This is a genomic window from Salinibacter grassmerensis, from assembly GCF_947077765.1.
GTDB classification, from domain to species: domain Bacteria; phylum Bacteroidota; class Rhodothermia; order Rhodothermales; family Salinibacteraceae; genus Salinibacter; species Salinibacter grassmerensis.
In genome coordinates, this window is the sequence record NZ_CAMTTF010000003.1 from 368,205 (window position 1) to 394,132 (window position 25,928).

General features: G+C 64.6%; 15 protein-coding genes. 9 read left to right on the forward strand and 6 right to left on the reverse strand.

Annotated features, from left to right (window positions below; genetic code table 11):
• Positions 1-13: 13 nt before the first annotated feature.
• From OJB03_RS08855 to OJB03_RS08875, 5 genes are all read right to left on the reverse strand, one after another.
• The gene (locus OJB03_RS08855) at positions 14-526 is read right to left on the reverse strand and encodes a hypothetical protein (protein ID WP_263786614.1); all 513 of its coding nucleotides are present in this window, start codon (positions 524-526) and stop codon (positions 14-16) included.
• A 102-nt stretch (positions 527-628) separates the two neighbouring features.
• Positions 629-2,932, reverse strand: coding sequence for a GspE/PulE family protein (locus OJB03_RS08860; protein ID WP_263786617.1), 2,304 nt, complete (start codon positions 2,930-2,932; stop codon positions 629-631).
• Between the two features lie 56 nt (positions 2,933-2,988).
• The gene (locus tag OJB03_RS08865) at positions 2,989-4,344 is read right to left on the reverse strand and encodes a type II secretion system F family protein (RefSeq protein WP_263786619.1); all 1,356 of its coding nucleotides are present in this window, start codon (positions 4,342-4,344) and stop codon (positions 2,989-2,991) included.
• A 348-nt stretch (positions 4,345-4,692) separates the two neighbouring features.
• Positions 4,693-6,168: an O-antigen ligase family protein gene (locus tag OJB03_RS15650; RefSeq protein WP_341482952.1), complete on the reverse strand. Its 1,476-nt coding sequence runs from the start codon at positions 6,166-6,168 to the stop codon at positions 4,693-4,695.
• A 243-nt stretch (positions 6,169-6,411) separates the two neighbouring features.
• Positions 6,412-6,861, reverse strand: a complete 450-nt coding sequence (locus tag OJB03_RS08875; protein ID WP_263786622.1) for a hypothetical protein — start codon at positions 6,859-6,861, stop codon at positions 6,412-6,414.
• Between the two features lie 565 nt (positions 6,862-7,426).
• Between OJB03_RS08875 and OJB03_RS08880 the strand changes: the two genes are divergently transcribed.
• Positions 7,427-8,422 (forward strand): threo-3-hydroxy-L-aspartate ammonia-lyase, encoded by a 996-nt coding sequence (locus tag OJB03_RS08880; RefSeq protein WP_263786624.1) that lies wholly within the window; start codon positions 7,427-7,429, stop codon positions 8,420-8,422.
• 203 nt (positions 8,423-8,625) lie between these two features.
• On the opposite strand, the gene metE is transcribed toward OJB03_RS08880, so the two are convergent.
• Positions 8,626-10,935 carry a 5-methyltetrahydropteroyltriglutamate--homocysteine S-methyltransferase gene (gene metE / locus OJB03_RS08885; protein WP_263786626.1) on the reverse strand — a complete coding sequence of 770 codons (2,310 nt, stop codon included), beginning with the start codon at positions 10,933-10,935 and terminating at the stop codon, positions 8,626-8,628.
• Positions 10,936-11,134: 199 nt separating this feature from the next.
• Between metE and OJB03_RS08890 the strand changes: the two genes are divergently transcribed.
• The 8 genes from OJB03_RS08890 to OJB03_RS08925 all read left to right on the forward strand — a co-directional run bounded on the left by OJB03_RS08890 (position 11,135) and on the right by OJB03_RS08925 (position 25,816).
• A complete protein-coding gene (locus OJB03_RS08890) occupies positions 11,135-12,310 on the forward strand; it encodes an aminotransferase class V-fold PLP-dependent enzyme (protein WP_263786628.1) in 1,176 nt (391 codons plus the stop codon).
• A 152-nt stretch (positions 12,311-12,462) separates the two neighbouring features.
• Positions 12,463-13,416, forward strand: coding sequence for an aldo/keto reductase (locus OJB03_RS08895; protein WP_263786630.1), 954 nt, complete (start codon positions 12,463-12,465; stop codon positions 13,414-13,416).
• An 86-nt stretch (positions 13,417-13,502) separates the two neighbouring features.
• Positions 13,503-14,015, forward strand: a complete 513-nt coding sequence (locus OJB03_RS08900) for a CIA30 family protein (RefSeq protein WP_263786631.1) — start codon at positions 13,503-13,505, stop codon at positions 14,013-14,015.
• Positions 14,016-14,201: 186 nt separating this feature from the next.
• Positions 14,202-14,861: a deoxynucleoside kinase gene (locus OJB03_RS08905; protein WP_263786633.1), complete on the forward strand. Its 660-nt coding sequence runs from the start codon at positions 14,202-14,204 to the stop codon at positions 14,859-14,861.
• Positions 14,862-14,901: 40 nt separating this feature from the next.
• Complete coding sequence (locus OJB03_RS08910; RefSeq protein WP_263786636.1) at positions 14,902-17,016, forward strand: putative porin; 2,115 nt, start codon at positions 14,902-14,904, stop codon at positions 17,014-17,016.
• Between the two features lie 114 nt (positions 17,017-17,130).
• Entirely contained in the window at positions 17,131-18,240 is a 1,110-nt protein-coding gene (locus OJB03_RS08915) for a YihY/virulence factor BrkB family protein (protein WP_263786638.1), read from the forward strand.
• Positions 18,241-18,307: 67 nt separating this feature from the next.
• On the forward strand, positions 18,308-20,581 hold the full coding sequence (locus tag OJB03_RS08920) for a BamA/OMP85 family outer membrane protein (RefSeq protein WP_263786640.1): 2,274 nt from the start codon (positions 18,308-18,310) through the stop codon (positions 20,579-20,581).
• Positions 20,582-20,635: 54 nt separating this feature from the next.
• Entirely contained in the window at positions 20,636-25,816 is a 5,181-nt protein-coding gene (locus OJB03_RS08925; protein ID WP_263786641.1) for a translocation/assembly module TamB domain-containing protein, read from the forward strand.
• The last annotated feature ends 112 nt before the right edge of the window (positions 25,817-25,928 follow it).

The following is a 25,928-nucleotide window of genomic DNA, read 5'->3' on the forward strand; positions in this document are numbered from 1 at the left end:
ACCGAGGCCGCTCTTAGTAGTAGCTCAGCACCTCCGAAAATCGGATCGGCTCCGTCAGAAAGGGATCGTCCCCCGCGTCCTGGACGTAGACCACGACTTCTTTCCGGAACGTGGGCCCCGGCACCTCCTGCATGCTCGCGTCTAGGTAGCGGACCTCGACCTCCACCGTGAAGCCCATGTCGAACTCTGGGGTCTCGAAGGTCTCGGTACTAGGCACCATTTCGTGGAAGTCCCCCACCGAATCACAAGGTTGATCGCCCCCAAAAGCCTGACAGTCCATTCCTCCCCCGAATGAGCTTCTGAATTTTGCAGGGTTGGTGATCCGATTCTTGGTTCCTCCCACGGTCGCCTCATCGAAGGCCCGAGCGCGAATTACCTCCATCGTCTGCATGCCTACCCCGAGGGCCATCTGTTCCATCTCCGACCGGATCACCTGCCGCTGCTTCTGCAGCTCGGTCTTCATCTGGTTGAAGTTGAAAAACGTGGCCATCATGAGGGCCAAGAGGGCCAGAAGCGTCTGTTGCACGACGACCGATTTGGATTATGAGAAGCCGAGTGTTTGTCTTGCTTTGCTCTCCGTTTCCGTTCCGCCCGCGCTGGCCCCCGCGGCTCGGGGCCAGACGAGTCCCTAGGTCGCCACCACCCGAATCATCTCCTCTACGGAGGTTTCGCCGTCCAGAATGGACTCGCGGGCGGACGCCTGCAGCGACCGCATGCCGTCCTCCTGCTCCGCGTGCTCCCGGATTGAACTCTCATCGACGACCCCCTCCGCCTCAACGATCATGTGGCGGATGGGCTCGGTGAGGTACAGGGCCTCCGCAATGGCCCGCCGCCCGTCGTACCCCGTGCCGCCGCACTGGCTGCAGCCGCCCTTGTCGTCCGCGGCATAGAACGTCCCCGTGTTCACCTCGTCCTCCGAGAAGCCCAGTTGACGCAACTTCACGGCATCCGGGTTCGTGATCTCGCGCTTACAGTTCGGGCAGAGCGTGCGGATCAGCCGCTGGGCCACCACCAGGTTGATGGCGTAGGCGATGAGGAAGGGCTCGATGTCCATCTTGTAGAGGCGGCTCACGGCACTCGGCGCGTCGTTGGTGTGGAGCGTCGAGAACGTGAGGTGCCCCGTGTTGGCGAGCTTAATCGCGAGCTCGGCTGTCTCTTTATCCCGCATCTCTCCCACCATCACCGTGTCCGGGTCGTGGCGCAGGATGGAGCGAAGGGCGTCTTTGAGCCGCAGCTTGTCGCTCAGCTTAATCTGCCGCGCCCCTTCGATGATGTACTCGACCGGGTCCTCAATCGTGAGCACATTCTCCCCCGGCCCAATCACGCGGTGCAGCGCGGCCACCAGCGTGGTGCTCTTCCCGGACCCCGTCGGCCCCGTTAGGATTACCATGCCGTTGGGCTGTTGGATGGCGTGCTCGAACCGCTTGAGCGCCCGCGGCCCCAGGCCCAGCTTGTTGAGGTTCGTGATGACCTTGCGGTCGTCCAGAACACGGATGACGACACTTTCTGAGTCGATGTCCTGGTTGGAACTGGCGATCGGCATGATGGACACCCGGTACCGGATGCGGGTGCCGTCCACGTCGCGCTGGATGAAGCCGTCCTGGGCAGCGTCGCTCTCGAAGCGATCGACGCTCATCGCGTTGTCCTTAATCACCGACAACAGGGCCTCCGGGTGGACGCGGTCCTCCGTGTGCCAATGGTTGAGACGTCCGTCGACTCGGAAGTGGATTTCGACCTCCTTATCGGAGTTGGGGTAGATGTGGATGTCGGACGCCCCCTCCCGCACCGCCTCCACGAGGGTCGCCTCGAACAGGTTGATGAGGGTCGACCGATTGATCTCCTCCTCGAGTTTCTCTTCGTCGACGAGGTCTTCTTCCTCCTCGAAGTTCTGTCCGAGGTCGACGGTCGACTCCTCGTCGATCCGCTCCAGGTACTCGTTGTCCTTCGGAAAGGCCTCCGTCAGCAGTTCGTTGACGACCGATTTGGGAGCATACTGCAGCTCAAACCGGCTCAGGTCAAGCGACCGGGCCACCCGGTGCACCTCGGGGCGCATCGGGTCGTGGGTGATGAGGATGACCTTCCGCCGCCCTTCCGCATGCTGCATGTGATGGGGCACGATCCCCAACTCAAAAAGCTGCTCCTGTTGGTCCTCGGTAAAGGCATCGACCGTCGAGCGGACGAAGTCAAGGTCCGGCTCTTGGGCCTCGACGTCCGCCACCGAGAACGCGTAGATGCGGGCCGCCCGCTCGTAGACGACGTCCTCGTCTACCCCATCCTGCTGGGCCAGGACCCGCCAGAGGGCGAGGTCCGGCGCTTCCTCCTCGCGGTGGGCCTGTGCCGCCTCCACCGCCCCTACGCTCACGACGCCCCGCCGCAGCAGCATCTCCACCACCCGGTCGTTCGTGCCGACCGAGGAGTTCGAAGCCATGCGGGAGGCCGCCTCGTCGATTAGCTCGGTATCAATCTCAGCCTCGAGCTCGTCGAGCGCCTCCTCGGGGCTTGGCAGATCAGGGCCGCCATTCGGGATCGGATCCTCTCCGGACAGGCCATCAGGGTCGGGCTCTGGGGGCAACGCGTCCTCTGCATCGGACGCCGCGTCGGTCCCTTCGAGAGGCGGAGAGCCGTCTCCGAGCGGCTCGGAGAAGGCGTCTCCAGACTCTGCGTCCGCGGAGGATTGATCGTCCGACGCTGCCGCCCGGTCGGCCTTTCGAGCTTCGAATGGCCGATTGTTCGGCGAGAACGGCGGCACCGCAAAGCGCGGAGAGTCCACCGGCCCCAGCGTCAGGACGTCCGGACGAGCCTTTCCCATCAGAGAGGAGGAGGCGTCCGGATTCGTCCCTTCGTTCCCTCGACCCTTGGCACGAGATGAAGCCCCGTCCCCGCGCGTCTCCCCGAAGGAAGCACTCTGATCAATGTCTTTTGAGTCGCTCACGACGACAATCCAAAATCAAGAACGCAGCCAATTCAGGGTGCCTCGACCGTACTCCCCTACATGCCCATCATGTCGGCCTGCGACGGCTGGATAAAGGCCATCTCTGCCGAGAGAATGGTGAGGAACAGAACTCCGAGGGCGATGATGATCGAGACCCCCGTCTGGATGCTCTCCACCGCCGCGTCGAGGCTCAACTCGGTCTCCTGCTCGTAGTAGTCGGCCATCTGGCGGGCGCTCTCACGGACGCTGCCCGTCTCGGCCCCGCTCTTGAAGCGCGTGATGGCCATCGACGTAAACACCCCGCTGGCCTTGAGCGCCTGCACGAGGCTTGCCCCCTGCGCCGTCATCATCGGGATGGTGACGTTCCGGATGCGGTACTCCATGTACTTGTTGCCGCAGGCCTCGGCCGCGATCCGGATCACCCGTAGGTTGTCTCCGGCCCCCGAGTAGAGAATGGAAAAGACCCGACAGAAAATCTCGATGTTGATCTTGTGGAGCAGCTTCCCGATGAGCGGAACCTTGATCATGTACTTGTGCAGGTAAAACTTCCCCTGCTCCGTACGAGCCCATGCCACGAACGCCAGGAGCGGCCCCACCGTCCCCAGTGAGACCCACACCCAGTATTGGTCTAACCAGGCCGCCATGTCGAGCGAGAAGCTCGTGAGCGGCGGCATCGTCACGTCCATGCCCTCGAACAGCCCCGCCGTGGCCGGCACGATGTACCAGATGTACCAGACCATCGCCCCGATCATGGCGACCGTGGTCACCGCCGGCATGATCATGGCGCTCCGCACCCGTGAACTAAATTCGTCTTTGCGCTCCAGGAAGCGGGCCGTGGCCTCGTAGATCTCAGCCATGTTCCCGCTCTTGGAGGCGATGCCCAGCATGTACGCCGTGAACTTGCCGAGCTTGTCACGGTGCTTGTTGAACGCCTTCTCGGCGTTCATCCCGCCCTTCAGGTCGGAGTTGAGGTCGCGGATCACCTGCTGGAGGCTCTTCGACGACACATCGTTCACCAGCATCTCCAGCACCTCGTCGAACGGCAGGTTCTCCCGGAGGAGATTTGCCGCCAGCCGCACGAACATGATGAGGTCGTCCTGCGGCGGCGAGAACTCGAAGTCGAACCACTTCTTCTGCACCTTCACGACCTCCAGCCCCATGTTTTCGAGGGCCTCCTCCACCTCTTCAGGCGAGAAGGCCTTCTGCTCCCCCGTCTTCACGTTGCCGTTCGGATGGCGCACCTTGTAGTAGAAGGTGCGGCGCTTCTTCAGGTCCGACGGCTTGAACCCGTGCTCGTCCGACAGGTCCTCCACCTTCTCGCGGGCCTTGCTCTTGGAGGAGGCCATAACGGTGCCCTGGACCGACTGGCCGCCGGCCGCCACACCCTGAAACCGGTATTCGCGAGTAGCCATCAGTTTGAAAGTGGAAATTTACTCAGTCGCGACGCATCGTTTTCAGGACAACAATTGGCTCATGTAGTCTTTCATCTGTCATCCACAGGATTATACCCTACAGAGACCGTGCCGCGTTCCGTCCTCACAGACAAGTTGGGGGACTTCAGGTACCACCTTTAGTTATCGGCGCTAGGAGGAAAATCTTCAGCGCGTCCGCCCATGTTCTCATCCGCGTGAAGATCTCCCCCCTTACACTCCCACAGGGAATTACATCTTGTAACCCACTTCTTTGGGTTTTGCCAGACGCGTCGACCACACGGATGGCTCCGTGTGCTGACCAAAAAGATTCAAGAGCTGCGCCCTCTCCTACCGACTTCGACGCGCCTTCTCGATTACAGAAGAGTCGCGCACTCCAATGTACCCCTGTGTCCAGTATCGCGGAGAAAGAGTATTTCGTTCGACCGAGTTCATAAAAGCTATGCGGCGCTCTGTCACCGTAGTTAAATCGCGAAGGCTACTCCCGACCACCAGTACGGCACTCACAAGGAGAGCACAGAAAATCGCGTGAGCACGAAAAGAGCAGGCGTCATTAGAAAGGTTTCTTGAGAACTGGTATCGCCCCCACACCCATCCCCCTACTAGAGCAAGAAGCACTTGACTCAATGGGGCCAGTATGAGACCGCTTACCATCGAATGCGCCACTCCAGCCAATACAGCCGCCGCAAAACTCACCTGTATACAGCTCGATGTCTTCCCATTGCACTCAATGATGCTCCTCTCTTGCAGTAGCCAAGACCAAATTCCCCAGATGGTGAGACTGGCCATGATGATGGTAGACGGGATGCCCCACTCTCCCAGCCACTGCATGACCGCATTGTGCGGACTCGCCCCGGTCGCATAGTGATACGGAGGCCAGGCAAAGTGCATTGGTCCAGCTCCCAGAAAGGGGTGCGCCCAGGCCATTTCCAAGCATGTTCGCCAATATTGGAGACGTTGGGAATTATGACTCACATCAGTGAACCTATCAGCTACCGGAGGAACCGAATCGGCAGAAAACAAGAGGTAGTATAACCCAAGCCCCAGAACCAGCCCCACTCCCTGAATAAGGATCCATTTTTTAGCCCCAGAACGGAAGAGAATGCCTACTCCTACCGCAGCAGTGGTCATTGCCAGAAGGGTTCCACGGACATCGGATGCGAAAATCAATGCCCACCACAGTATCACCAGCGCAAATATCGCCGCTTTGCTGAATCGCCATCGTCCGAAATAACCTAACGCTCCACTCGCAAGGAGTGGAAGAGTCAGTGTCTGATACTGATTAAAGATGCGGACATTGGCGAAATTAGTTGGCCCGTCCGGCCAGGGATTAGCATTGGAGACGATCAGGTACTTAGCGTACCCGGCGGAGAAGTATACAGCGTACATCATCGCACTGACGACTACAGTACCCAGAATCATTTTCTCGGCTCGTTCGGGTGCTCGTCGCACGACTGATGCGATTACTCCTGCCAGAATGAACAGGAGGAGATAGTGCCCCATTTCCAGAAAGGCATGAAACGGGGAGGGCGCCAGCGTAGACGATGCTACGCCCAAGCTGAAGACAATGCCCAATCCCCACCGGGAGGACAGCGGTAAACGACGGAGGTTAGAAAGCCAGTCACGGCGATGTTTCTGAGATAAGATTAGCACACTGCCAATGATGACAAGGAGACTGACTTGAAGAGCTCTTTTCTCGTTGAAGGGACCCACAAACGGAAGTAGCGAGAGGCTCGGTACTAATATGATATATACTCCAGAGGCCCAAGTAAGACCCGATAAAGCCCAACCACCTACACGCTTCATATTTTTAATTTCATATATAATACCACTTACGCCTTATTGAATCTACGAACGATCTTGATTTTACTATTTAACCGACATATCCTTTCATAATCGACTCATGGGATATGGTTACCTTAAATATAGGAGTAGATATACGTAAGGGACGACTCCTTCCGTCATCGAAGGAATCGTCCCTTACATGATCTCTCCTGCTAAATTCCCTCTTCTAGCCCCAAGGGATGTGTAGTCGTGACATGCACTCAGTTACAGAGAACTCACACTACCTGCACTATAGCTAGAGCCAAAGTCTGTAGTCACCTCATCAGAAGAGGCGTTATACTTAACTTGTACTCCTTGTGGTGCGTCATCGCTGGAGCACTGTATCGTCGCACTTGGCGAGCTGTACCCTATCACGCAAGTCGCTCCAGGACCAGCTCCCTGTGCTTTGAACGGATTGTTTTCCAATCCAATCGCTCTGGCAATGGTGGTGGCACCATTATCAATTCCGCTACCATCATTAAGATCAACTCCGCCCAACTGCGTTGGTTTGCCCTGAAGACCTTTGATGTCCGAGGCAATCGAAGTACCCCGCTGCACGAGGGCATCCTGCGAGGCTTGCGCCTGGTTTTCGCTGAAGGCCTGAATACCGGCCACGGTGGCCAGGCCGACGATGACGGTACTCAAAACGAGAAGTAAAAGCTGCTGCTGTCCCATGGTATTGAGTGATTGTGGTTGAAAGTAGAGGGTCGCATGTCGCGGAACGTGCGCCGCGGAGACCGTCTTCCGATGCCCGAAAGCCCGTCTCCACGGCCGTGCTCAATGTCTGCCGTGTCTTCGCCTATTATATTGAGCATGAACTGTGCCAATTGACCACAGATGTCCAAACTCATGTTCTTAAAGATAACAATTCTCTGCTCCTAACCACTCTTCAGCCTATCTGGTGGGGCGATCCGCCCTCCTGCTGGGACTTGAGCGAGATCCAGCCTTTCATTTGTATCCGCCGCCGGTACGATATGTAATCGGCCCGGTAGCATTCTCGCCCCTGTGCGGGGGCCGACACGCCTTCGGTCGCAGTCCCGGCTGCTTTTCGTCACAAGCGCCCTTTTTATCGGCGCATTTTACTTGCAATAACAGACATTAAGGGCGCCAGACTAGGACGTCTCTGACGCCTGCCTCGGCTGGAGAGAGCTTTCCGCTCCAGGCGGCTCCCGTCAGCCAACCTTCGGCCTGGATTTCCGTAGGGACTGTGCATGATTCTCAAGTGTCTCCCATTCCATCAATGCCGACCTCCCCGACCGCCTCTTCTCCATCCGTTGCCTACACCGACGTGGCCGCCGCGGCCCGGCGCCTCGACGACGTGGTGCACCGGACGCCCGTCATGACCTCCCGTACCGTCGACGCTCGGGTGAACGCCGAGGTCGCCTTCAAGTGCGAGAATTTTCAGCGCACTGGTGCCTTCAAGATTCGCGGGGGCTACAACGCCGTGTCCCAGTTGCCGCCGGCGGCCAAGGAGCAGGGCGTCGTCACCTACTCCTCCGGCAACCACGCCCAGGCCGTGGCGCTGGCGGGCCACGAGCTCGGGGTCGACGCGACGATTATCATGCCGGAGACCGCGCCGCAGGTAAAGCTCGACGCGACCCGTGGGTACGGCGCGGAGGTCGTGGAGTACGACCCGAACGAGACGGTCCGCGAAGAACTGGGACGGCGCCTCGCGGAGGAACAGGGGCTGACGCTCGTGCCCCCGTACGACCATCCGGACGTGGTGGCGGGGCAGGGCACTGTGGGCAACGAGCTGTTCGATCAGGTGGGGGCCCTCGACGTCCTCCTCGTGTGCTGTGGTGGCGGTGGGCTCCTGTCCGGCTGCGCCCTAGCCGCGCGGCACCACGCCCCCGACTGCACCGTCATCGGCGTGGAGCCGGAAGCCGGCGACGACGCGACGCGGTCGTTCCACACCGGCGAACTGCAGACGGTTCAGAACCCCGACACAGTGGCCGATGGGGCACGCACGCCCTACCTCGGCGACGTGACGTTTCCCCTGGTGCTGGAGCACGCGGACGACATGGTCACCGTCTCGGACGCCGCCCTCGTGCGGGCCATGCACCTGCTCTGGGAGCGGATGAAGATGGTGGTGGAGCCGACCGGCGCACTGGGCGCCGCGGCCCTGCTCGACGGGGTCGTGCCCGGCAACGACCAACAGATTGGGGTCGTCGTGAGTGGGGGCAACGTCGACCTCGCTCGGGCCAACACCCTGTTCGAGCGGTACGATCTCGAATGACGCCGGCGGGGCTCCCTCTTCCGCGTCTGGTCAGGCACGCTCCAACCTTCTCCCAACTAGCCTGCCGATCGGAGCGCGCGTAATGCTCCCCGTCCAGGCCACGAGAAGTTGTTCGGGACGGGCCAACCAAAAAGGGTGGGCCGACGCCGGATTTCGGCGGGCCCACCCTCGGTCTCTGACCTGTAGGAAAACGATATGGGGAGCTACGCCATCGCCCGCTCTCGGACGTTTTCGGCGGCCTGGACCATGTTTTCGAGCGAGGGGCGCACCTCTACCCACCGGCGCGTCTTAAGGCCGCAGTCGGGATTGACCCACATCTGCGACGGCTCAAGCACGTCGAGCGCCGTCCGGATAAGCGACTCCATCTCCTCCACCGACGGCACGCGGGGGGAGTGGATGTCGTAGACGCCCGGGCCAATCTCGTTCGGGTAGTCGAACGCATCGAACGAGTCGAGCAGCTCCATCTTCGAGCGCGACGCCTCGACGGAGATCACATCGGCGTCCATGTCGGCGATCGCCTCGATGATGTCGTTGAACTCCGAGTAGCACATGTGGGTGTGGATCTGCGTCTCATCGCGGACCCCACTGGAGGCGAGCCGGAAGCACTCGACGGCCCAGTCGAGGTAGTCGTCCCACTGCTGCTCGCGGAGGGGCAGTCCCTCGCGGAAGGCGGGCTCGTCGATCTGAATGGCCTGTACACCCACGTCTTCGAGGTCGAGCACCTCGTCGCGGATGGCGAGCGCGATCTGGCGGCACGTCTCGGCGCGCGACTGATCGTCACGCACGAACGACCACTGCAGCATCGTGACCGGACCGGTCAGCATGCCCTTCACCGGCTTGTCGGTCTGGTCGTTGGCGTAGGAGAGCCAACGGGTGGTCATCGGCTCGGGCCGGCTCACGTCGCCGGCAATGATGGGCGGGCGCACACAACGGCTTCCATAGCTCTGCACCCAGCCGTTCTCGGTGAAGAGGAAGCCGTCGAGCCGGCGGCCGAAGTGTTCAACCATGTCGCCTCGCTCCGCCTCCCCGTGAACGAGCACGTCGAGCCCAATCTCCTCCTGGGCAGCAATGGTGTCGGCAATCTGCTCCTCGATGAAGTCTTCGTATTCCGCCTCCGTGATCTCGTCCTTCTTATACTGGGCGCGCATGCGACGCACGTCGTCGGTCTGCGGGAAGGACCCGATCGTGGTAGTCGGCAGCGTTGGCAGGTCCAGGGCCTCGCGCTGGAGGGGACTGCGGCTCGAGTGCGGGGAATCGCGCTCGGTCATGTCGGCGTCGATGCCCGCGACGCGGTCCTGCACCGCAGCGTCGTTGATCCAGTCGGATTCGGCGCGGGCTTTGTGCGCCCGACGGCTCTTCGCAAAGAGCGGCTCCGTGGCGTCCTCGTGGCCGTCGGCCCGTTCGGCCAACGCCACAATCTCCTCGATCTTCTGCGTGGCGAAGGCGAACCAGGTCTTCATCTCGTCGCTCAGGCCCGGCTCCGTGTCGAGGTCGACCGGCACGTGCAAGAGCGAGCAGGACGGCCCCACGAGTACCCGGTCGGTGCCGAGGGCATCGATGGCCGTTTCCACGGTGCCGAGCAGATCGTCGAGGTCGGCCCGCCATACGTTGCGGCCGTCGATGACACCGAGCGAGAGGGCCAGGTCGCCGGGGACACCGTGGTCGAGGGCCTCCTCCAACTGCCCCTCGCCGCGCGTGAGGTCGAGGTGTAGCACATCGATCGGCAGGTCCAGCGCCGTGGGCAGGTTGTCCTGCAGGCCATCGAAGTAGGTAGCGACGTGGAGATCAATGTCGGCGGCGTCGGCAAGCGCCTCGTACGCCTGGCTGAGGGCGGCGCGCTCCGCGTCGCTCAGGTCAAGCACGAGATTCGGCTCGTCGAGCTGCACGGCCTCGCAGCCGGCGTCGGCCAGTTCCTGCAGCACCTCCGCGTAGACCGGCAGCAGGTCGTCGAGCAGATCGAGCGCGTCGAGGTCGTCCGCCTGCGTCTTGCCGAGCAGCAGGAACGACACCGGCCCGATCACGACGGGCCGCGTCTCTACGCCCTGGGCTTTCGCCTCCTCGTACTCGTCGATCACCTTCGTCGACGACAGCGAGAACGTCGTGTCGCGGGAAAACTCGGGGACGATGTAGTGGTAGTTCGTATCGAACCACTTCGTCATCTCCATCGCCTGCACGCCCGATTCCTCATCCTCCAGGTCTTTTTCCTGCAGGCCGCGCGCCATGGCGAAGTAGGTGTCAAGGTCGACCTCGGTGCCGTCCCACGGGAAGCGCTCGGGCACGGCGCCGACCATGGCGCAGGCGTCGAGCACCTGGTCGTAGTACGAAAAGTCGTTGGAGGGAACGATGTCGAGCCCCAACTCCTGCTGGGTGGCCCAGTGCGATTCGCGGAGCGCCTGGGCGGAGTCGCGAAGTTCTTCTTTCGTGAGGTCCCCCTCCCAATATCCTTCCACGGCCCGCTTCAGTTCGCGGTGCGCGCCGATTCGGGGGAAGCCAAGATTGGTTGCCGTCGCCATGGGCGTAAGGGAAATTGGTTGTAAGACGAGTTGAAGTCACAAGGTGTACGGAACGCCTCACAATTGTTACCTCCGTTCGCCCCATTTTCCAGAACCTCCACAATTGGGTGCGGCGGCGCGCGCAAGCCTCGCGCGAACGGGCTGGTGGGACGCCCGTACAGCCCCAAGATCACCGTTTCCTGGACGCCCCCCCGCATCCATGCATCCCGACCGGCTTCGCGCCGAGACGCCCGGCACCGATCACGTCCTGCACTTCAACAACGCCGGGGCGGCCCTGCCGCCCCAGCCCGTCCTCGACGCGCAGATCACATACCTTGAGCGGGAGGCCACCATCGGCGGGTACGAGGCGGCGGCCGAGGCCGAGGGGCAGCTCCACCGCACGTACGAGTCTATTGCTCGGATGCTGGGGTGTGACACCGACGAGGTGGCCCTCGTGGAGAACGCGACGCGGGCCTGGGACATGGCCTTCTACGGCCTTCCGTTCGACTCCGGCGACCGCATTCTGACCTCCGCCTCCGCCTACGCGAGCAACCACATCGCCTGTCTCCAGGTGGCGGAGCGGACGGGCGCGACCGTCGACGTGCTTCCCCACGACGAGCACGGTCGGGTGGACACCGGCGCGCTCCGATCGCGAATGGACGACGACGTGGCGTTGATCGCGCTCACGCACGTTCCGACCAATGGGGGACTCGTAAACCCGGCACAGGAAGTCGGGGCGGTGGCGGACGACGCGGACGTTCCCTTCCTGCTCGACGCGTGCCAGTCCGCCGGACAGATGCCCCTTCCGGTCGACGAGCTCGGGTGCACCATGCTCTCGGCGACGGGGCGCAAGTACCTGCGCGGGCCACGGGGCACTGGCTTCCTGTACGTGCAGGACGACTGGATCGAGCGCATCGAGCCGCCCCTCCTCGACCTCCACGCCGCGACCTGGACCGCCCCCGACGCGTACGAAATTCACCCGGACGCCCGTCGGTTTGAGAACTGGGAGAGCCACGTCGCCGGGCAGGTGGCCCTCGGGGTGGCGGTGGACTATGCCCTCGACCAGGGGCTGGACGCCATTTTCGACCGCAACCGGCATCTCGCCCGCACCCTTCGGACCGGGCTGGCCGACGTGGCCGGGGTAACGGTCCACGACCAGGGGGACGTCCGCTGCGGCATCACCACGTTTAGCGCCGAGCAGAAGGACGCCTCCACAATCCAGGCGGGACTTCGAGAGCGGGACGTCAACACCGCGGTCTCCCCGCCCAGCTCCACCCGTCTCGACGCCGAAGCACGGGCCCTGCCGGAGCTCGTCCGGGCATCCGTCCACTACTACAACACAGAGGCCGAGGTTGACCGCTTTGTGGGCGCCCTCCGCTCGGTCCTCCGTGCATAACGGTTTACTGAACCACGCCCGAGCCGTCCCTTGAAGACCCAAAGAGACTGGCCCGGGCCTTCCGGACGCGAGAATCATTTGAGGGGGGTGCTTACTTCATAGTGACGGTCTCACGTCTCGATGCTCCCCGAACACAACCAGCGACGCCACAAATGCAGTCCATTTCATTCGCGAATGGCGACGAAATGCCCATGATCGGCCTCGGCACCTGGAAGTCTCCACCGGGCGAGGTCTACGAGGCCGTGACGACGGCCCTGGAAGCCGGCTACCGCCACGTCGACTGCGCCCCCATCTATAAAAATGAAACCGAGGTTGGTGAGGCCCTGAGCGACACGTTCGAGGCAGGCGTGGCCCAGCGGGACGACGTGTGGGTTACCTCGAAGCTTTGGAACAACGCCCACCACCCGGACGACGTCCGGCCCGCCCTCGAGCAGACCCTGGAGGACCTCCAGCTCGACGCCCTCGACCTGTACCTCATCCACTGGCCGGTGGCCTTGCAGCCCGACGTGGACTTTCCGGAGTCGCCCGACGACTTCGTGTCGCCGGAGGAGGTGCCCCTGACGGAGACCTGGGCCGCGATGGAGGCGCTCAAGGAAGACGGCCTCGCCCGCCACATCGGCGTCTCAAACTTCAACGTGCCCAAGCTTCAGATGCTTCTGGACGAGGGTGAGGTCCGGCCGGAGATGAACCAGGTGGAGATGCATCCCTACCTGCCCCAGCCCGAGTTGGTGTCGTTCGCCGACGAGCACAACATTCCGATCACTGCCTACTCGCCGCTCGGCTCCGGGGACCGCCCCGACGCCATGAAGGCGGACGACGAGCCAACGCTCATGGCGAATCCCACGATCAACGAGATCGCGGACCATCACGGCGTGTCCCCGGCACAGGTGCTCCTCCAGTGGGGCGTGGATCGGGGGACGGTGGTCATACCAAAGTCGACCACCCCGGCTCACATCAAGGACAACCTGGCCGCCGCGGACCTCGACCTGTCCACGGATGAAATCGAGACCATCGACAATCTCGACCAGAATTATCGCTATCTCGCAGGCGCCGCCTGGACCATGGAGGGGAGTCCGTACACGCAATCTGGCCTCTGGGGTGAGTAGCGCCTCCGCCAGTGTGCGGCGCAGGGAGTGGCAGCATCACGCGAAGGCCCGTCCGGCCTCCAGGCCCACCATTTGACCGATCCGACATGCCTCCTTCGTCCCTTTTCGATTTCTCGTCCGCCCCGCCCGACGACCCGGGCGAGTGGCGGAACGTCGACGACCCAGTGATGGGCGGCGTCTCCGAGAGTGCGTTCGTCGCCGCGGACGACCACGCTGTCTTCACCGGCACCGTGTCGCTGGATCACGGCGGGGGCTTCGCGTCGGTGCGGGCGCCAGAGGACTCCTACGACCTGGGCGACCATGAGGGCCTACGCCTACGCCTGCGGGGCGATGACAAACACTACTGGTTCACGGCGTACACGGAGGCGGGCCGCTCGATTAGCTATCGGACCCGTCTCGCTCCACCAACGGAGTGGACAACTCTCGAGGTGCCGTTCAACACCCTGACCCCGTATCGCCGCGGCACGAAGGTCTCGGACGCCCCCTCGTTCGCCCCCACCCAGGTCCGGACGATCGGGTTTCTGATTGCCGACGAGCAGCAAGGCCCGTTTCGGCTGGAGGTGGCCTGGGTTCGCGCCGCCGCTCCCTCCTCGGCCTAACCTTCCCTCCGAGGCCTCGACGCGCCCGGCGCATACTCTTGTGCGTCGGGTCCGGCGAGGCGTTTTTCGGAGACTGGGGCCGTTCCTTGTCTTTGCACAAAAAAGATCGGGGCGCCGTGTCGATTTTGCCTCGGTCCTGCTAGATTGCTACGCGGTTCGATTGACTGAGGCACGACTTTTTCTTCCATGAACGACACCCCCGCGGACGCACCCGCCGCTCCGAAGCACGTAGCCATCTCCGGCAACATCGGTGCCGGAAAGACGGCTCTCACCAAAGTACTCGGGGAGTATTACGGGTGGGAGACAGTGTTCGAGCAGGTCGACGAAAACCCGTATCTCGCCGACTTTTATAATGATATGCGTCGGTGGTCCTTCAACCTGCAGGTCTTCTTTTTGTCCAAACGGTTCGAGCAGCTGCAGCGGATTGAGGAGGGAGACACCTCCGTCGTGCAGGATCGATCCATCTACGAGGACGCGCACATTTTTGCCCGCAACCTCTACGAGATGGGGCACATGAGTGCTCGGGACTACGACAACTACACGGACCTGTTCACGATCATGACGTCTTACCTCCAGCCGCCGTCGCTGCTCATTTACCTCCGGGCGTCGGTGCCCACCCTTGTCGACCACATCCAGGATCGGGGGCGGGAATTCGAGTCGACCATCCGCATCGACTACCTGGAGCGTCTACAGGGACACTACGAGGAGTGGGTCGCGAACTACGAGCGTGGCCCCAAGCTCATCATCGACGTGGACGAGCTGGACTTCGTGGGGGAGGAAGGAGACCGACGGACGGTGCTGAACCAGATCGAGAGCCGGCTCTTCGGCCTGTTTCCGGACGAGTGATCGGTCCCTCGGTCGTCCACGATTCTGATGCGTAGCGGTCATGCCTTCCGCCCTCCGCCCGGCATTGCGCTCACTGTTCGGCCTCGTCGTCGTGGGCGTGGCGCTGGGGGCCGCGCTGATTCCGGTCCAGAGTGCACGGGCACAGACGGACTCGACCGACGCCGCCCCACAGGATACGCTTCGGCGCCCAGCCGCCGACACAGCTACTGCGCGCCGCGTGCCCGACACGACCGCGACCCGCCAGGAATCCCTTCGCCCCCTGCCGGATCCTGCCCCGCTGTACGGCCGAGTGCGCTCCGACTCTCTGCCGGGTCGGCGTCCTCAGGTAAGCGTGGAAATGATGCTCGCCGAGCAGCCGGGAAGTTTCCTCTACGACCTCGGGGAGTACGGATGGCCCCACGGATGGAGCCCACGCGGCCTTGCTCCCCACCGGGTGCACCTCTGGTCGGAGGGCTTCCCCTTTGACGATCCGCTCACGGGCCGCCCCCGGTTCGAGCTGCTGCCGCCCTCCTTCCTAGACCCGCCCCGGACGGGCCTCGATCCGGGGGGCGGTGCCGTCGGCGTGCACACTGCGTGGCGGACCTACGCCCCCAAGCGCCCGATCACCGAGCTGCGGTACCGGTTCGACCGGGACGGGCTTCACGCGATTGAGGTGGGGCATTCCCAAAAGCGACGCCTTGACCTCTTCGGGCCGCCCGGGGTGCTTCACCTGACGTTTGGGTATGGCGGCCGGAAGGCCGACGGGATCTACGACGGCAGCGCCCTGCGGACCGAGCGGCGCATTTGGGGACGCCTTCGCTACCTCACAAACGACTGGACCTTCGAGCTGTCGGACCGGTCGACGCTCTACCGCATCGGGGCCCACGGCGGCGCTACCCAAACCTCCGGGAGGTCCATCTACGCGCTTCCACTCTCCGCCTCCAACGTGCGCCGGCCGGACGATCGACGGAAAACGACCCGCAACGACCTCACGGTGCGCCTACAGGGGCCGCTGGTGCCGGGGCTGTCCCGGCCCACAGACGTGTCGGCCCGCTGGACCTCTCACACCTTCGACGTCCGCTCCGCCGGGGGGAACACCGACACGACCTGGACTGCCCCGGTCACCGGCGGGCACGTCCAGGCCCGACAGTCGTTGCGGGCCGGCCCTCATCACCTGACGGCACACCTCCGCGGGTCTCTGTGGCGAGTTGGGGACACCAACCTGCCGTCCCTGAACGGACGGCGGGGCGCCGCCCACGTCCTCCTCCGGGACTCCCTTCGCCTCGGGCGTTCCGACCTGATGCTCAACGTGGGCGGCCACCTCACGTCCCAGCAGCGCTACCCGTCCGTCACGGCCCGGGTCCGGCACCCGGCCGGGCCCGTCCGGCTGTCCGCCTCCGTGACGGCCACCGGACAGCGAAGTGCCTGGATCGAGGACGACGGGTTCGCGTCGCACGTTCAGCCCTTGTCTGGAGAGCGCGGCGGGGTCGCCGACCGTGTACTGGCGGGCACGGTCGGGGCTCGCACGCAGTTCGGCCCCTTCAACGTCGGCGTGACGGGGTTTGCCCATCGGATTCGGAACGCCGTTGACCTGTACGCCGCGCCGCCAGAGGAATCTGATCTCACGACGCTCACCGATGCGGTGGCCGCCCGCCGCACGTCTTCCCCCGTCCAGCGGGTGGGGGCCACGGCGTCGCTGGGATGGCGCGAGGACGCACGGCGGGGCCTATACGCCACCGGTCACGGCACACTCCTGCAGACCCTGAACGCCGACGCGTCTCGCCTCCACACTCGCCTCGCCCGCACCCTGCCCACGGCATTTGGCCGGGCACGGCTGGGGGCGCGGTTCGTCCTCTTCAACGACCTGACGACGGACCTCTACGTACAGGGCCGGGGATGGGGCGTCATGAACAGCCGATGGTTTCACCCTCCGACGGGGCGCCTCGTCGTGCCCCCTCGCACCTCCTCTCTCCCCACGACCTCCCGAGGGCGCATCGGTCCGAGCGGGACCGTCGATGTGCGGGCGGAGGTGCAGTTTCGCAGCGCGACGCTCTTCTTTACGTTCCAGAACGTACAGGCCGGCACCCAACTGCAGCCGGGGACGTTTGTGACGCCGGTCTATCCCCTTCCGCCCCAGCAATTCCGATTCGGCGTCTTCTGGCCGATCTTCAACTGACCCCCAGTGGCTACACCGCCCGGCACATGCAGGAGGAATCACGACCGCGGCCTACCGGGTATAAACGGGCATTTTGACGCCTCCTCGTAGACCCTGCGCCCACTCTCGGCCCCCATGCCCTCCTGGTCCGACCTTCCGGTCTCTGTGCAGGAGACGTTGTCGTCCCTCTGGACGGACGTGATCTACTACGCCGTCGGCCTGTACCTGGAGCTCTCGGAGAAGAATGTCTTTCTGTGGGCCCAGGCCATCGCCTTCAAGGTACTGGTCACGATCGTTCCCATCATCATTCTCGCCACGGGCATCGTCGGCCGGGTGTTGCAGGGAAAAGACGCATTCACGGCCGTCTCACGGTTCATCCGGGAGCTCCTGCCAGGCAGCCAGAGCCAGCAGCTCATCGACTTCCTGACCCAGCTTCAGGATGCCAGCGCGACGATTGTCGGGATCGGCGGCATCGGCCTGTTTCTGTCGGCGATGTCCCTCTTCATCACCCTGCGGATCGCGGTCAGCAACGCTTTCGAACAGGACTGGCACCAGGAGCGCTCACTCTTCTGGGGGTACCTGTTCGACGTCCGGATGGTCGTTCAGGTCGGGGTTCTCTTCCTCCTGAGCGTCGGGCTCTCCGTATCGCTTCCGTCGTTCGTGGACGAGGTAATCATCGGGCAGCTACTGGGCTCCGAGCAGTGGGCGCAGTGGCTCTGGGGGCGGGCCATCTGGATTACCGGCCTCTTGCTCCCCCTCCTGCTTACGACCGCTATGTTTTTCCAGCTCTACTACCTGGTGCCCCAGCCATCTCCCCGGAAGCGAAGCGCCCTCGCAGGGGCCCTCCTCGCCGCAGTGCTCTGGGAAACGGCCAAGCAGGCCTTCACCTACTACGCAACCTACGTCGGGTACGGGACCGGGACCGAGGCACTGGGCAGCACGTTTGGACTCATCGTTGCATTCGTATTCTGGGTGTACTTTTCCGGCGTGGTGCTCATGATCGGGGCCGTCGTGGCGTCCCTTCAGGAGCACCGGCACGTGACCGCCGGAGAGCTGCCCGGAACAGAACTGCCGACGCAACTGGGCCTGTCCCCCCACGACGGGGCGGAGGAGGACTCCGCGGAGGAAAGCTCCCCCAAAACGAACCCCGACAGCTCCGCCCTTCCCTTCCCTCCGTCCCGGACCTCCGCGTCCGAATCCGCCCCCTCGGGATCTTCCCCCTCCTCCTCCCCGTCGACCTCGTAGGCTCCGTCCCTTCTGCCGCACTACCACCAACCGATCGTTTCATTCGACCACGGTGTTGTCTTCTTCCGTGACCGCCTCGGACACCGGGCGGTCTCTCGTGCCGTTGCTGCTGCTACTGCTCTCCGCCCTGGCCGCGGGCCCGCCCCGGACCCTCGCCCAGGCCCCGCTCCGCGCCGCCGACGTCAACACGTCGGTCGAAGAGATTTCCTTCCAGTTTGCGGACCAGCAGACCTTCGACCCGGAACGGCTTCGGGAACAGATCGGGACCATGGCCCCCGGGACCCTCACGCGTTTGCGCAACCGGCTCTCGTTCCTTCCGGGCCTACAGACGCGTTATCCCCCCTTCGATCCGGTGGTGCTTCAGAAAGACGTCGTTCGCCTGCGGCAGTTTTACCAGCAGAACGGATTCCCGTCGCCGGACATCGACTATCCGGCCTCCCAACTCGACTCCTCGCGCAACCGGATCCACGTCATCTTCACCGTCCGGGAGGGGCCCTCTCTCCAGATCCGTGACACCGAATTCCTAGAAGCCACGAGCCGGGTCCCGTTCGAGACGACCCTACCCAAGGACCTGCGGGGCGACTGGGTGGCGTTTCGGCGCGACGAGGCGGGCATCGGCGGACGGTACACCGACTTCGAGCGGACGCAAATCGAAGACGAGGTACAGGGATGGCTCCGCAACCACGGATTTGCGTTCGCCCGGGTCCAGTCGTCCGCCTCGGTCGACACGACCGAGTACGCGGCGGACCTGCGCTTTTCGGTCGACCCGGGGCCCCGTGCCGTCTTCTCTGACATCCAGGTGGCGGGCAACGAGTCGGTCGACCGCTCCATCATCCTCCGGGAATTGCCGTTTTCCGTAGGCGATCGGTTTTCCGCCGACGCCGTGACGGAGGGGCAGCAGAAGCTGTTCGACCTGAACCTCTTTCGGGTTGCCCTGGCCGACGTGCCGGGCCAGCCTCGCGACAGCACGGCCACGGTCCGGTATCGGGTCCGGGAACGCGAGCTTCGGAGCTACTCCGGTGAGGTCGGATACGACACGCGCTCAGGGGTGACGGCGGAAGGAAGCTGGCGTCACCGCAACTTCTTCGGAAACGCCCGGACCTTTTTGGCAAGCCTGACCGCCGAGACCGGATACCCCGAAAACGTGCCGGAATTTCTTCCCAGCTTCCTGGCCCGATCGTCATCGCAGGAACTGAGCCGGCGGTTTCGGGCGTCGGTGACCCTCCGCCAGCCGTTCCTCTTCTCGGAGGACCTCTCCGGTTCCCTCTCCCCATTCGTGCAGGAGCGCCTGAACCCGGCCCTCGCCCCGAACCCCTCCCGGCCCCTGGATCTCAACGAACGCCAGTTTGGGCTCGAGTCGACGCTGGTGTACGACTTCCTACCCTACCGCACCCTCTCATTCCAACACTCGGTGTCCCGCACCCAGCAGTTTTTGGTGACGGGGACCGGGGATCCGGAGCGCCCGAACGCGGCCCTCACCGGTGAGGACGATCTCTTCAACAAGAGCATCTTCACGTTGAACGGGACGTTCGGCGACGCGGATGATTTTCTGAACCCGACGAAGGGATACATCGTCCGGCCCACCGTGCAGCTGGGCGGAGTCTTTCTGAGGTCCGGAGTCGAGTTCGCACAGGTAAGCACTGAACTGAGTGGATACCTCCCGGTGTCCTCGTACGTGGAGCTGGCGGGCCGTGTCTTCGTGGGGGCGACCTGGCCATTCGGCGAGAGCCTCGACAACTTGACCGTGCCGGACACCCCGTCCGACACGGAGCAACGCGAAAACCTCATTTACCAGAACCGCTTCTCGGATAATTTCTTCTACGCCGGGGGGGGAAGTGACGTCCGGGGATGGTCCTCTCGTCTCGCGGGCGGGAAGGTTCTCCGGGAGTCCAGTGTCCTCCGCGAAGGCTTCGCGTACCGCCCAATTGGGGCCCAGAGCAAAGTGGGAGTGAGCCTGGAAGCTCGGTTCCCACTTCCCGGCCTTGGAGCGAACTGGCGCACCGCCGCTTTTCTCGACGGCGCCTACGTCACGTCGGGCTCTCTCGACCTCACGCCGCCCCCCAGTGCCCCGTCTATTATCTCGGGCCCGGATGGCACCCCGATCGGCACGGATCCGTCGCAGGTTTTAGTGGGGACGGGAGCGGGCCTCCGCTACGAGACCTCGTTCGGGTTCCTCCGGATCGACCTCGCGTACAAGCTCACCCCCGACGCGCTGGATCTGCGCGCGGCGGAGGACGTGGGCCCAGCGGTCACGGCTGAGGACCCGACGCCACTGTCGGAGATCGACACTCGCTCCCTCCGCCGGTTCCGCGTTCACTTCGGCATCGGCCGGTCGTTCTGACCTCTCCTTCGACCGTCCTGCACCCCGTCTTCTCTCCCCGCTTCCCCCCTCGTCGTGGCCCCCGACCCCGATTCGCCAGAGTCCGCATCCGACACGTCTGCCGATGCCCCCTCCGGCTCGCGCCTCCGCCGGTGGGGCCGCTACCTGCTCTGGGGCGTAGGCGGTGTGGCCGGCACGGTCGTGGTGGTCGTGGGCCTCGTGCTGATTGGACTGCAGACGGAAACAGGGGCCACCGCGGCGGCGCAGTTCCTTGCGCGCCAGGCCAACCCCCTGCCGCAGACCACCCTGACCGTCGAACGGGCGTCGGGCAACTGGGTGCAGTCGCTCCGTCTCACGGATGTGTCGCTCACGCGTCCGGACTCTGGCGGGGCCGCCCCCGTTTCGATGGCGCACGTCGACTCGTTGACGGCGGAGTACCGCCTGCCGGCCCTGCTCCAGGGCCGGCTTCACCTGACGGCGGTGTCGGTCCACGGGCCCTCGGCCACCATGCGCCAGGCTGCCGATTCGACGTGGGACTGGGCGCGACACCTGCCCGCCTCGGCGCCCGCCCCCGAAGACACGAGCGCGTCGCTCCCCGTCCAGGTGGACCAACTTCAAGTGTCGACGGGGGCTTTTGCGGCCCAGTTCTACGCCGAGGGGCGCGACTCAACGGCCCAGATTCAAGATTTCACGGTCCGCGCTCAGGATCTCTACTACGGGTTCTCGATGGGCGGACGGCTCGACACGCTCGGACTGCGCGCCCGCCTGCCCACCGATACGACGGACCTGCAGCTGGCGGCCCGCGGGGCACTGTCGGAGGAACAGGTGACCCTCGACACGCTGCGGCTGGCCTCCGCCCGCAGTGCCGTTCGGGGCGGCGGCACGGCGCGCCTGCCCTCCGCCCCCAGCGACTCGCTGGACGACGTGGCGCTTTCTCTCCGGGCCGACCCGCTCGTCCTGGGGGACCTCACGGCGTTCGCTCCGTTCTTGGAGGTGGACCCAGAGGAGGCCCTCGACCTTCGCGCCCGACTCACCGGCTCGGGGGAGCGGCTGACCCTCACGACGGACGTGGCGGTCCGGGACGGCGGGGGGCGCTTCACTGCCGAGGCGACGGCGACCCCCCACGTCACGTCTCCTCCCGGCGCGTCCTCGCTGAAGTATCGGATCGACGCGCAGGCACAGCGCCTCACGACGAGCCTGATTGGGGAATCCGACCCCGCGGAGAACAGGATTACGGCCACCGTTCTGGGCGCCTTGGAGGGGCCCGCGGTCGACTCCCTCGACGGGAACCTGTCCGCGTCGGTCACCGACACGCGCCTCTACGACGTGGAGGCCTCCGACGTAATCCTCGAATCCACCGTCCGGGACGGGACCGCCAACCTCGACCTACAGGGGTCGGTGAACGACATCGGGCTCTCGGTCAGCGGATCCGCCCGTCCTCTTGATGCAGCTCCCTCCATGAATCTGCGTGCGCAGGTGCGCGACCTGACACTGGCGGCCGTGGCCCCGGACGCAGGAATCGATGGATCCCTCACGGCCACGGCCCAGGTGCAGGGCCAGTCCATGACGACGGACACGGCCACGTACGACGCCGACGTGCGCCTTCAAGACGCCCGCCTCGGCACGCAGGTGATTGAGTCGGGGCGCCTCACGGCCGCACTGCGGCCGCAGGAGGTCCGCGCGGACGGGACGGTCCGGTTCCCGACGGGTCATCTTCGCGTGGCTGGGCATTCCGACCTCGATGGGTCGGAGCGCTTCACTTTGGAAACCGGACGCCTTGAGGACGTGAACTTGGCCGCCCTGGTCGGCGATACGACCGACAGCCGCGTGACGGCCACCCTGACGGGTGAGGGGCAAGGCTTCGCCCCCAGCACGATGGACGGGCGGGCCACCCTTGCCGTCCAAGAGTCGCACTACGGGCCGCATCAGCTTTCCGCGATCACGGCCAGCGCCCGCCTTCGCGGCGGCCAATTGACCGCGGACGCTTCCGCTCAACTGAATGGCAGTGCGTGGACGCTCGCGGCCAGCGCCCGCCCCTTCGCGTCCCGTCCGGCGTTTGCCCTCACCGAGGGCCGCTTCCAAAACGTGGACCTCGGCCCGTTCCTGCAGGACTCGACGCAGTCGAGTGCCCTCCACGGGACGGTTCAGGGTCAACTTCGGGGCACGCGCCCCGACAGCCTCTCCCTGGACGTCGGACTCACCCTCGATACGTCCCGTGTGAACCGGCAGCCCATCACGTCGGCGTCGCTGGATGCGTCGCTGCAGAACGGCGACCTCCGCTCCACCTTCGGTCTGGACACCCCAGCAGGAGCCGTCGAGATTCCCCTCCGGGCCCGCCCGTTCGACGATGTGCCTTCCTACCGAATCGAGGACGGGGGCTTTAAGAACCTAAACGTGGGCGCCCTCGCCGGGCTGTCGTCGCTGAACACGGCCCTTTCGGGACGCCTCGCCCTGGATGCTCGAGGCGCGCAGTTCTCCGAGCTTGACCTGGACTCGGAGTTGACGCTCCGCCCCTCCACCGTCAATCAGGCGTCCGCGGACGGGCGTCTCTCCGTGACGACGGAACAGGGCCGGGTGGCAGCGGACGGACAGTTCGGCCTCGCCGGCGGGGCCCTGCAACTTCGGGGGCACCTTGACAGTCTCGCCCAGACCCCAACCTACGCGCTCCGGACGACCGCCCGGTCGTTGGACCTGAGCGCCCTCGCAGGAGTCGACTCCACACAGGCCCGCCTCAAGACGGCTGACTGGCGGGTGCAAGGCCGGGGCCTCCGCCCGGACAGCCTGCAGGCATCGACCCGCTTCGCCGCCGATTCCATCCGCGTCGGCGACCTGCGCCTCAGCAGTGCGCAGGTGACGGGCCGCCTCGATCAGGGGCTCTTTCGGGTGGACACCCTCGGGGTGCAGTCCAACGTGGGTGCGGGACACGGCCAGGGTCCCATCGCCCTAACCCCGGGTGCGGGGTCGTCGGACTTTGACCTCGACGCCCGCGTGACGGACATCGCTCCCCTCCGCCGCCTGACCAGCCTGTCCTCCCTAAAACTCCGCACGGGGCGCCTGACGACCCACGTCTACGGCTCGGCCGAGGCGCAGCGGTTCGACGGCACCGTGGAGGTGGACGGGTTCATCTACGACGACATGCGGCTCAGCGACGCCACAGCCCTGTTCGCCGGGCGGCGCGGCACCACTCAGCTCCTGGATCAGTTGACCGTCACGGGGACCGTCGGATACCTCTCGGCCTTCGATTTTGCGGCCACCCGGACCCGCATCGAGGCCGACTACGATGGCACCCACATCCATCTGTCGACGAACGCGCAGTTGGACGCCGAACGGCGCGTACAGTTTGACACAGACATCCGCCCGACGGCCGACTCGACGACGATCGACCTCCAGACGCTGACGGCCCGGCTGGGCCCCGACCAGTGGGCACTGCGCCGACCAACCTCGATCACGATCGGCGATGCGTACCGGGTGGGGGACCTGGCTCTGGAGAGCGGCACGCAACGCATCGAGGCCAGTGGTGTCGTGGACCCGAGCGGGACGCAGGAGTTCAACACCACGTTCGAGCAGGTCCGCCTCCGCGGCATCGCCCCGTTGCTGGGGCTGTCGGGCCTCGGCGGGGCGGCGACCGGGCGCCTTCAGCTGACCGGGGAGGCGTCCGCCCCGGTCCTCGACGGCTCGCTCGACCTCGACATTCGGTCCGAGGATCGGGAGGTCGGGACCCTTCAGCTGGACGTGGGCTACGAGGATCTGACCGCGGACCTCGATGCGCGCCTCACCCACCAGGACGGCAGCGTCCTGACGGTGAACGGCTCGGTCCCTACCGACCTGCGCCTCCAGGCCCCTACCCCTGCCTCTGTTTCCGACCGGCCCGTCCGCCTGGAGGCCTCGACCGACCAGTTTCCCCTCGACTGGGTGGACCCCTTCTTCGACCCCACGACCATCCGCTCGGTGACGGGCACCCTTACCGCCGACGCTAGAGTGCAGGGCACCCTCGGCAGCCCGTCGCTCTCAGGGTCCGCCTCCGTGACCGGCGCAGGCGCCTCCATCCCAACCCTCAACACAACGTACGAAGGGGGCACCGCACGACTTCTGTTGTCGGACGACGAATTGACCCTTGAACGCGCTCGCCTCCGCACCACCAACGGCGGCTCGATGCGGGCCGACGGCACCATCTCGCTCCCGGAGCTCACGGTCGGCGAGTACGACCTCACGCTAAACGCCTCCGAGTTTCTCGCCATCAACACCACCGCCTACCGACGGGCCGTGATCAACGGCGACATGACCCTCCGCGGGACCGTGCGCCGGCCGGTGCTGTCGGGCGGCCTGCAGGTACAGGGCGCGAGTGTCTACTACGCCGAGGCCCTCGCCGAGAGCGCCGCCGCCATGGGCGCCGTGGAGCTGACGGCGCAGGACCAGCTGACCCTCGAAGAGCGATTTGGGCTCCGCCTCACCTCGGCCGACACGACCACCTTCGACGCCTACGACGCCATGGCCCTGGACCTGACCGTCCAGATCCAGAACAACACGTGGCTCCGCTCGAGCAGCAACCCGGAGATGAACGTGCAGTTTACCGGCGACCTGGACGTGCAGAAGTCTCCCCTCGAGGACCCTCAGGTCTTCGGGACCATCGACGTTCTCGAACGGCGGAGCACCCTCCGTCAGTTCGGACAGGAATTCCAGATTACAGAGGGCTCACTTACCTTCAATGGCGATCCGTTTACCCCGTACCTCGACTTGTCGGCGGTGTACGATCAGCGAGCGCGCGGTAGCCAGAGCTCCGAGGTGCGCATTACCCTTTCCCTCTCGGGCCGCCCCGACAACCTCGCTCCCTCCCTCTCGTCGGAGCCCACCATGAGCACGCGCAACATCTTTTCCTACCTGGCCACCGGGCGCCCGGCCGACGCGCTCCTCAGTGGCAATTCGGAGGGCGGAAGCCTCGCCACGCAGGTCGCCCTCGGGCAGGCGTCCAACTTCGTCGAAAACCTTGCGGCCAGCGAGCTGGGGCTGGACGTCGTTCGCTTAGATGTGCGCACCGAGGGCGCCTCGTACCTCACGGTGGGCCGCTACCTCACCCCACGCTTTTTCGCGTCGATCGAGCAGCCCGTGCTCGCCCCCACCTCGCAGACATCCACGCAGTCGACGGCCCTCATCCCGGACGTCACCCTCGAATATCAGCTCAACAACTACCTCCAGCTCCGCTCCCGGAGCAACCAACAGTCCCTGCAGTTCAACCTGCTCTTCGAGTACGCCTACTGACGGCCCACGGCTCGTCGCACGGTGGACCTGCCTCATGTGGCAGGCGTCCCCTGAGCGACGAGGGCTTCGCGGCAATGCGAGTGGGGACCGACGCACACGCCGGACCGCGAGC

What these genes read in the sequence shown, in the direction of transcription:
- OJB03_RS08865 (WP_263786619.1), bottom strand. Translation starts at nt 4,344, where the DNA reads ATGGCTACTCGCGAATACCGGTTTCAGGGTGTGGCGGCCGGCGGCCAG.
- OJB03_RS15650 (WP_341482952.1), bottom strand. Translation starts at nt 6,168, where the DNA reads ATGAAGCGTGTAGGTGGTTGGGCTTTATCGGGTCTTACTTGGGCCTCT.
- OJB03_RS08875 (WP_263786622.1), bottom strand. Translation starts at nt 6,861, where the DNA reads ATGGGACAGCAGCAGCTTTTACTTCTCGTTTTGAGTACCGTCATCGTC.
- OJB03_RS08880 (WP_263786624.1), top strand. Translation starts at nt 7,427, where the DNA reads ATGCCGACCTCCCCGACCGCCTCTTCTCCATCCGTTGCCTACACCGAC.
- metE (WP_263786626.1), bottom strand. Translation starts at nt 10,935, where the DNA reads ATGGCGACGGCAACCAATCTTGGCTTCCCCCGAATCGGCGCGCACCGC.
- OJB03_RS08890 (WP_263786628.1), top strand. Translation starts at nt 11,135, where the DNA reads ATGCATCCCGACCGGCTTCGCGCCGAGACGCCCGGCACCGATCACGTC.
- OJB03_RS08895 (WP_263786630.1), top strand. Translation starts at nt 12,463, where the DNA reads ATGCAGTCCATTTCATTCGCGAATGGCGACGAAATGCCCATGATCGGC.
- OJB03_RS08900 (WP_263786631.1), top strand. Translation starts at nt 13,503, where the DNA reads ATGCCTCCTTCGTCCCTTTTCGATTTCTCGTCCGCCCCGCCCGACGAC.
- OJB03_RS08905 (WP_263786633.1), top strand. Translation starts at nt 14,202, where the DNA reads ATGAACGACACCCCCGCGGACGCACCCGCCGCTCCGAAGCACGTAGCC.
- OJB03_RS08910 (WP_263786636.1), top strand. Translation starts at nt 14,902, where the DNA reads ATGCCTTCCGCCCTCCGCCCGGCATTGCGCTCACTGTTCGGCCTCGTC.
- OJB03_RS08915 (WP_263786638.1), top strand. Translation starts at nt 17,131, where the DNA reads ATGCCCTCCTGGTCCGACCTTCCGGTCTCTGTGCAGGAGACGTTGTCG.